This window comes from Microbacterium sp. UMB0228, assembly GCF_002871415.1.
GTDB lineage: Bacteria > Actinomycetota > Actinomycetes > Actinomycetales > Microbacteriaceae > Microbacterium.
In genome coordinates this window covers 624,108-630,500 of record NZ_PNFU01000003.1, presented here as the reverse complement: position 1 = coordinate 630,500, position 6,393 = coordinate 624,108, and the positions used below count along the sequence as shown (strand labels likewise).

6 protein-coding genes and 1 rRNA gene are annotated in these 6,393 nt (G+C 70.5%); 2 read left to right on the top strand and 5 right to left on the bottom strand.

Going from position 1 to position 6,393, the window contains the following annotated elements:
* Positions 1–165: ribosomal RNA gene (locus CJ226_RS10510) — 16S ribosomal RNA — on the bottom strand; the annotation flags it as partial.
* A gap of 596 nt (positions 166–761) precedes the next feature.
* Here CJ226_RS10510 and CJ226_RS10505 point away from each other — a divergent pair.
* On the top strand, positions 762–2,096 hold the full coding sequence (locus tag CJ226_RS10505) for a CoA transferase (RefSeq protein WP_102209115.1): 1,335 nt from the start codon (positions 762–764) through the stop codon (positions 2,094–2,096).
* A gap of 33 nt (positions 2,097–2,129) precedes the next feature.
* Here the strand turns inward: CJ226_RS10505 and CJ226_RS10500 are convergent, their stop codons facing one another.
* The 4 genes from CJ226_RS10500 to CJ226_RS10485 are packed head-to-tail and all read right to left on the bottom strand — an operon-like array spanning position 2,130 to position 5,732.
* Positions 2,130–2,942 (bottom strand): DUF4184 family protein, encoded by an 813-nt coding sequence (locus CJ226_RS10500; protein ID WP_102209114.1) that lies wholly within the window; start codon positions 2,940–2,942, stop codon positions 2,130–2,132.
* Positions 2,943–2,954: 12 nt separating this feature from the next.
* A complete protein-coding gene (tyrS, locus tag CJ226_RS10495; RefSeq protein WP_102209113.1) occupies positions 2,955–4,256 on the bottom strand; it encodes a tyrosine--tRNA ligase in 1,302 nt (433 codons plus the stop codon).
* Positions 4,257–4,308: 52 nt separating this feature from the next.
* Entirely contained in the window at positions 4,309–5,091 is a 783-nt protein-coding gene (locus CJ226_RS10490; RefSeq protein ID WP_062636694.1) for a hypothetical protein, read from the bottom strand.
* Entirely contained in the window at positions 5,088–5,732 is a 645-nt protein-coding gene (locus CJ226_RS10485) for a SatD family protein (protein WP_102209112.1), read from the bottom strand. Before CJ226_RS10485 ends, CJ226_RS10490 begins: the two co-directional genes overlap by 4 nt.
* A 59-nt stretch (positions 5,733–5,791) precedes the next feature.
* On the opposite strand from CJ226_RS10485, the gene CJ226_RS10480 reads away from it, so the two are divergent.
* Positions 5,792–6,376: a DUF1349 domain-containing protein gene (locus CJ226_RS10480; protein WP_102209111.1), complete on the top strand. Its 585-nt coding sequence runs from the start codon at positions 5,792–5,794 to the stop codon at positions 6,374–6,376.
* Positions 6,377–6,393: the final 17 nt, after the last annotated feature.

Here is a 6,393-nt window from a genome sequence, read left to right as displayed (position 1 = left end):
ACGCCGTTTCCAGCGCTTATCCCAGAGTCAGGGGCAGGTTGCTCACGTGTTACTCACCCGTTCGCCACTGATCCACAAGAGCAAGCTCCTGCTTCACCGTTCGACTTGCATGTGTTAAGCACGCCGCCAGCGTTCATCCTGAGCCAGGATCAAACTCTCCGTAAAAAGAAATTGCATACGAACCGGGGAAAAACCGGAACGCAGCGAGTTTGATGCTGACCAAAGAGACGAATTCATTGCTGACTTCATCCGTTGCCAACCCCACAAAGAGGTTGGTCTTTGATCCAAAGGAATTCTCACCCAGCCGAAGCTAGACGAGGATAATTTGGCATTTGACAAGTGCACGCTGTTGAGTTCTCAAGGATCGGATGCTCCCACGACCCAGCCATCACAACCAGGCCCGCAGGGCAACTTCTCTATCTTAGCCATCCCGACCCGCTTGTCAAATCGGCGCGCCGCGTGGATCTCGGATCCGCTGCGCAGCTGGTGACAGCCGCAGAAGGGGTGGATCTCCCATCCTAGGCGCAAGCGCTGGATCTCTCAAGTGAGAGTGGATCGGGAGTGGTTCTCCGCTTGAGGGGGGTGAAGCTCTGGGCTTCTCCGCTTCCCTGTGGGGCGAACAAGTAATAAGTTACGTGGATTCCGGGGGTCTGGCAAATCGGGCGCACCACCCCGGGCGTGTCGCGGGCGCCCCGCGCCGGGGTTCGGCCGGATCAGCGGCTGTTTCCAGCGGTATCCGGGGGCGGAGTAGCATCACGCCCATGCCCCCTCCCTTCTCCGACACCACTGCCGATCTGCTCGCCCGTGTGTGGCGGGACACGGGCGACGCGCCCCTCCCCGCGGACTCCGTCGCGTCACTCTGCACTCTCGATCCGGTGCCTCTCGCCTCGCGCACGGCGACCGCAGAGTTGGCTCTCGCCAGTGTGGCCGCGGTCACCGTCGCCGCCGGACTCGACCCCGGGTCCATCGATCCCCGACGCGTGGCCGTCGCCTACCGGAGCGACCGCTACCTGCTCGTCGACGGAACTCCCCCGCCGGTGTGGGCGCCGCTCTCCGGGTTCTGGGAGAGCGGCGACGGGTGGGTCCGCACACATGGCAACTACCCGCACCACGCTCGAGCGCTTCGCCGCGCGCTCGGTCTGTCCGGCTCGGCGGGTGCGGAGGCCGTGACCCGCAGGATGTCGACCCTCTCGACCGACGAGGCCGTGGGGCTCATCTCCGCGGCGGGCGGACTCGCGGTGGCCGTGCGTCACGAGGACCCCGAGGCCGACCGGGCACAGCGAGCTGCTCCGCTCCTCGATATCGCGGTCGCCGGCCCCGAGGGCGGACGAACGAAGGACCGACGGACCTCGTCTCCCGCCGTCTCGGCGCGCGCTCCGCTCGCCGGCCTCCGTGTCCTGGACCTCACCCGAGTGATCGCGGGGCCGGTGTGCACACGGACGCTCGCTCTCCTCGGCGCCGACGTGCTGCGTCTCGACCCGCCGCAGCTCCCCGAGCTCCCGTGGCAGCACCTCGACACCGGCCATGGCAAGCGCACCGCACGCCTCGACGCCCGGTCCCCCGAGCTGCACGCCCTCCTGAAGTCGGCGGATGCGGTCGTGCTCGGATATCGGCCCGCCTCGCTGGACCGGCTCGGCCTCTCCCCCGACGCTCTGGTCGAGCAGCACCCGGGTCTCCTCGTCGCGCAGCTCAGCGCCTGGGGACCCGATCATCCCGAGCGCGCCGGTTTCGACAGTCTCGTCCAGGCGGAGAGCGGCATCGCGATGATCGAGGGCGACGACGGACGACCGGGCGCCCTCCCCGCCCAGGCGCTGGATCACAGCAGCGGATATCTTCTCGCCGCCGCACTCACCCGCCTGCTCCGTGCCCGCGACGGGCGCTCGCGCATCGTGCGCACCTCCCTGCGCCGGGTCGCCGCCGAACTGCTGGGGATGCCGCGCACGACCGCTGCCGTGCGCGCGCCGGAGATCGACGCCTCGGCGCATCTCGCGCGATTCGACGTGGACGGGACGCCGATCGTGACGGCGGCCCCCGCGCTCCCCGGGCTCAGGTTCGAGGCCCCGCACGCCTGGGGTACGGACGCACCACGCTGGTGACTCGGCTTCCCGACGTGCCGGGTCCGCTGCGGGTCAGACGGCGGACCGCGGCCGCCGCACGGCGAGGACCACGCAGAGGACCAGGGTGAGCAGGCCCCACACCGCACAGGCCGGCGGCAGCACCCGATACGCGAGATGCTGCACCGTGAACTCGGCGGAGAGCGGGCCGAACGCGAGCAGTCCGCCGACCCAGGCGAGCACGAGGATCACCGGCAGCGAGAGCCACCACGCGACCCGCACGACCGTCGGAAGGATCCGGGGCGCATGCGTTCGCGGGGTCGCACGACGCAGCCACAGTGCCGCCCAGATCGCCAGACCCAGCAGGCCGAGCGCGCTCGAGGCGTACTGGAGCCACTTGTAGCCGTCGAACGGACCCCACGAGTTCGCGAGCGCGGGCAGCAGATCGACCCCCCACCGCGACTCATGCGTGAACGCGTCCCAGAGGATGTGCGAGAGCACCCCCAGCATCGCGGAGAGCACGAGCAGGGCCGGATACAGCGACCGCGCCCCCCGATACCGGGGACGGTCGTCGCGGGTCAATGCCTCGACCCCGGCCCGGAGTCCGCTCGCGCCCCACCCGGCGGGCAGCCGCGTGCTCACCCAGTCCGGCAACAGCTCCAGGGTCGCGGGGCGCAGCAGCACACGCCACAGCAGGAAGAGCACGAGCGCGAGCAGAGCCGTCCACAGGACGTTGACCGGATCGTGCAGGAACCCGTAGTTGAGCCCGACGTTCCGCAGGAACAGCGAGATGTCCGGCGTCATCGCTCCGATCGCGATCGCCGCGGGAACCAGGGGCGTGCGCACGAACGGCAACGCCACGATCGCGTGACTCGGGGTGAACGGCATGCCTGACCGGGATCAGCCGAGGAAGACGCCGGCGAGAGTCTTCTTCCCGCGACGCAGCACCGAGACACCCCCGGGAAGCGTGCCCTGGACGGTCGCGGAGTCGTCCTCCACCCGCTCGCCGTCGAGGGACACCCCGCCCTGCGCGATGGCGCGACGGGCCTCCGACAGACTCGACACCAGCCCCGTCGCGACGAGTGCGTCGACCACCGGAGTACCGGCGGCGACCGTCGCGTGCGGGAGCTCGTCCAAGGCCGTGCGCAGCGTCGCCGCGTCGAGAGTGGTCAGGTCGCCCTGCCCGAACAGCGCCTCGGACGCCGCGATCACGGCCGCCGTCGCCTCCACGCCGTGCACCGTCGCGACGACCTCGAGCGCGAGGCGCTTCTGGGCGGCGCGGCGGAACGGCTCCGTCGCCACGAGTTCGGCGTACTCCTCGATCTCGGCCCTGGTCAGGAACGTGAAGACCTTGAGGCGTTCGATCACGTCGGCATCGGCCGTGCTGAGCCAGAACTGGTAGAACGCGTAGGGGCTCGTGAGCTCCGCGTCGATCCAGATCGCGTTGCCCTCGCTCTTGCCGAACTTCGTGCCGTCGCTGTTGGTGATCAGCGGCGTGCCGATCGCGTGGACCGAGGCCCCCTCGACCCGGTGGATGAGGTCGGTGCCGCTGGTGAGGTTGCCCCACTGATCCGAGCCGCCCGTCTGCAGCACGCAGTCGTACTGGCGGTAGAGCTCGAGGAAGTCGAGCCCCTGGAGGATCTGGTAGCTGAACTCGGTGTAGCTGATGCCGGCGTCGGAGTTCAGGCGCGCGGCCACCGCGTCCTTCTTCAGCATCGTGCCGACGCGGTAGTGCTTGCCGATCTCCCGCAGGAAGTCGATGGCGGAGAGCGGCGCCGTCCAGTCGAGGTTGTTCACCATGCGGGCGGCGTTGTCGCCCTCGAAGCTGAGGTACCGCTCGACCTGGCCGCGCAGGCGGTCGACCCATTCCGCCACCGTCTCGCGGGTGTTGAGCGTGCGCTCCGCAGTCGGCCGGGGATCGCCGATCAGGCCGGTGGAGCCGCCCACGAGACCGAGCGGCTTGTGCCCGGCGAGCTGGAGGCGGCGGAGCAGGAGCAGCTGGACCAGGTGCCCGAGATGCAGACTCGGTGCCGTCGGGTCGAAGCCGCAGTAATACGTGACGGGGTCTCCCGCGAGCAGGGCGCGCAGCGCCTCCTGGTCGGTGGACACGTGGACGAGGCCACGCCACACGATCTCGTCCCACACGTTCTCGAACGTGGGGTCGGTCGCCTGCGGCGCGGTCGTCAGAGCGGGAGTTGACACGCGCTCCAGGCTAGCAGCGCGCGACCGTCCCGCTGCGTCGCGGGCGGGGGTGTCAGCTGTGCGCCGCCCACCAGACGAGGAACGCGGCACCGAGGCCGATCACCCAGCTCACGAGGCTGCCGACGAGGAAGTACTCGGCACGCGCGCCGGTCTCCCCGTCGCGGGAGATCTCCGGGAAGCGGACGATGCCCTTGGCGGCGAGCATGGCCGCGAGCACCGGGTACGCCGCGGCGAGCGTGAGGATCATCACGAGCACGCGTTCCAGCGGCCCGATGAGCCGCCCGCCCTTGAAGCCATGGCGGGGATCGGCGGGGATCACGGCGGACACCGCCGGGGCGTCGGCCTCCGAGCGGTCTGAGGGCACGGGCTCGGGCGCGACGGTCCCCGAGACCTCGGCCGGGCGCCAGGTGTGCTCGCCGTCGAGAGCCGCACGGACGACGAGGTTCGCGGATTCGAGGAGGAAGACGCCGGCACCGAGCGCGAGCACGGCGAGATCGAACGGCACCTCGCCGAAGGGCGAGCGGAGCGTCCAGAGCTCGCCGATGAGTCCAGACGTGCTCCTCGACCCGCCCCAGACCACGGCGGCGATGCTGAGGGCGGCCAGCGCGACCGCCGGCCAGAACCCCGCCCGGGACGGCCCCTCGTCCGGCATGCTCCACGCCCACAGCGCCCCGGCACCGAGCCCCAGGAGCGCGGGCAGCAGCGCGTCGCCGCCGATACCGAGGAGGACGACCACGGCCGCGGCCACGACGAAGCCGATCCACCGCCGCGGCACGAACTGCCGGACGAGGTCGGTCGCGCCGACGGCGAGGAGGACGAAGCCGGCGAGGATCATGCGGACTCCCCCCGGAGCGCGGCCACGCCTTCGATGAGAGCGGCGGCTCCCGCACTCCGCAGCGACTTGGAGACGCTCGGCTGCGAGATGCCCTCCTGGGCGGCGAGCTCCTGCTGGGACCGGCCGACCAGGCGTCCGTAGGTGAGGTGGCGCTCGCGCGTGCTCATCGCCCCCACCAGCTCGTCGCGCGCGAGGACGTAAGCGTTGGACGCGGCGATCACGGTCTCCATGACCTCATCCTGACCCGGGGCGCCGACAATCCAGGTGCGCGTGCGCGGCACGGCGCGCTGTTCGCGTGCGTGGACGGTCTCGATCGCGGCGCGTGCCGCGTACCACCCGGGTCCGTCGGCGAGCTCGCCGTGCACCGAGGCGACCGGCCGGACCTCGCCGACCCCGATGCCGAAGCGGAAGGCGAGACCCTCCGGGAGGCGGAGCTGGACCATGAGGAGGGAGAGGAGCGCGTCGGGCAGTGCGCGGTAGACGCCCTGCTGCTCGTCCCCTACCGTGGGCGTGAGCGGGTGGATGGCCAGCGGGCGATCCTGTTCCACCTGTGCGATGGTCTCGTCCAGCGCGCGCTGCGCAGCACCGCGGTCCCGGAGCTCCCGGGACCCGACGATGTCAGCGATCACAGCGATGACCATGCCATAACCGTATCACGAATATTCGCTGTTTATGCCCTTATCAGCTATAGATGGGAAATATGCCTGAATCGCGCATCATCAACTGGACCGATGGCACCTGGACCCACGCCCCCGCCTGGACGCACGTCGACGGTCACCTCGACGCCACCGCGGCCGAGCGCAGCGACGCCTGGCGCCACACCGCCTACGGCTTCGTGCACGACACGGAGCACGCGCTGCTCGCGCCGCTCGCCGTCGGCGAGGCGATCGAGGTCGCGTTCCGTGCGCCGTGGGAGGGGCAGTTCGACCAGGCGGGGCTCTTCGTGCGCGCCGATGAGGAGCACTGGATCAAAGCGGGCGTCGAGTTCGCCGACGGCCACCTCGGTCTCGGTGCCGTCGTGACCGCCGGCCGATCCGACTGGTCGGTCGGCTACGTCGACGACTGGCGCGAGAGCGAGATCACGGTCCGGGTCAGCCGCTGGGCGGACGCGATGATCGTGCGCGCCCGGGCGGACGACGGCCCCTGGCGCCTGGTCAGGGTGGCTCCCTTCGCCAGCGATGCGACCGTCTCCGCGGGACCGTTCCTCGCCGCGCCCACCCGCGCGGGCCTGACCGTCCGGTTCACCCGGTGGGAACGCTCGGCCGCCGACGGCGACCTGCACTGAGGCGAGGCCGCCGCCGG

Excerpts from the sequence above, each read along its gene's own strand:
- CJ226_RS10505 (WP_102209115.1), top strand. The coding sequence starts at position 762 with ATGCCCCCTCCCTTCTCCGACACCACTGCCGATCTGCTCGCCCGTGTG.
- CJ226_RS10500 (WP_102209114.1), bottom strand. The coding sequence starts at position 2,942 with ATGCCGTTCACCCCGAGTCACGCGATCGTGGCGTTGCCGTTCGTGCGC.
- CJ226_RS10490 (WP_062636694.1), bottom strand. The coding sequence starts at position 5,091 with ATGATCCTCGCCGGCTTCGTCCTCCTCGCCGTCGGCGCGACCGACCTC.
- CJ226_RS10485 (WP_102209112.1), bottom strand. The coding sequence starts at position 5,732 with ATGGTCATCGCTGTGATCGCTGACATCGTCGGGTCCCGGGAGCTCCGG.
- CJ226_RS10480 (WP_102209111.1), top strand. The coding sequence starts at position 5,792 with ATGCCTGAATCGCGCATCATCAACTGGACCGATGGCACCTGGACCCAC.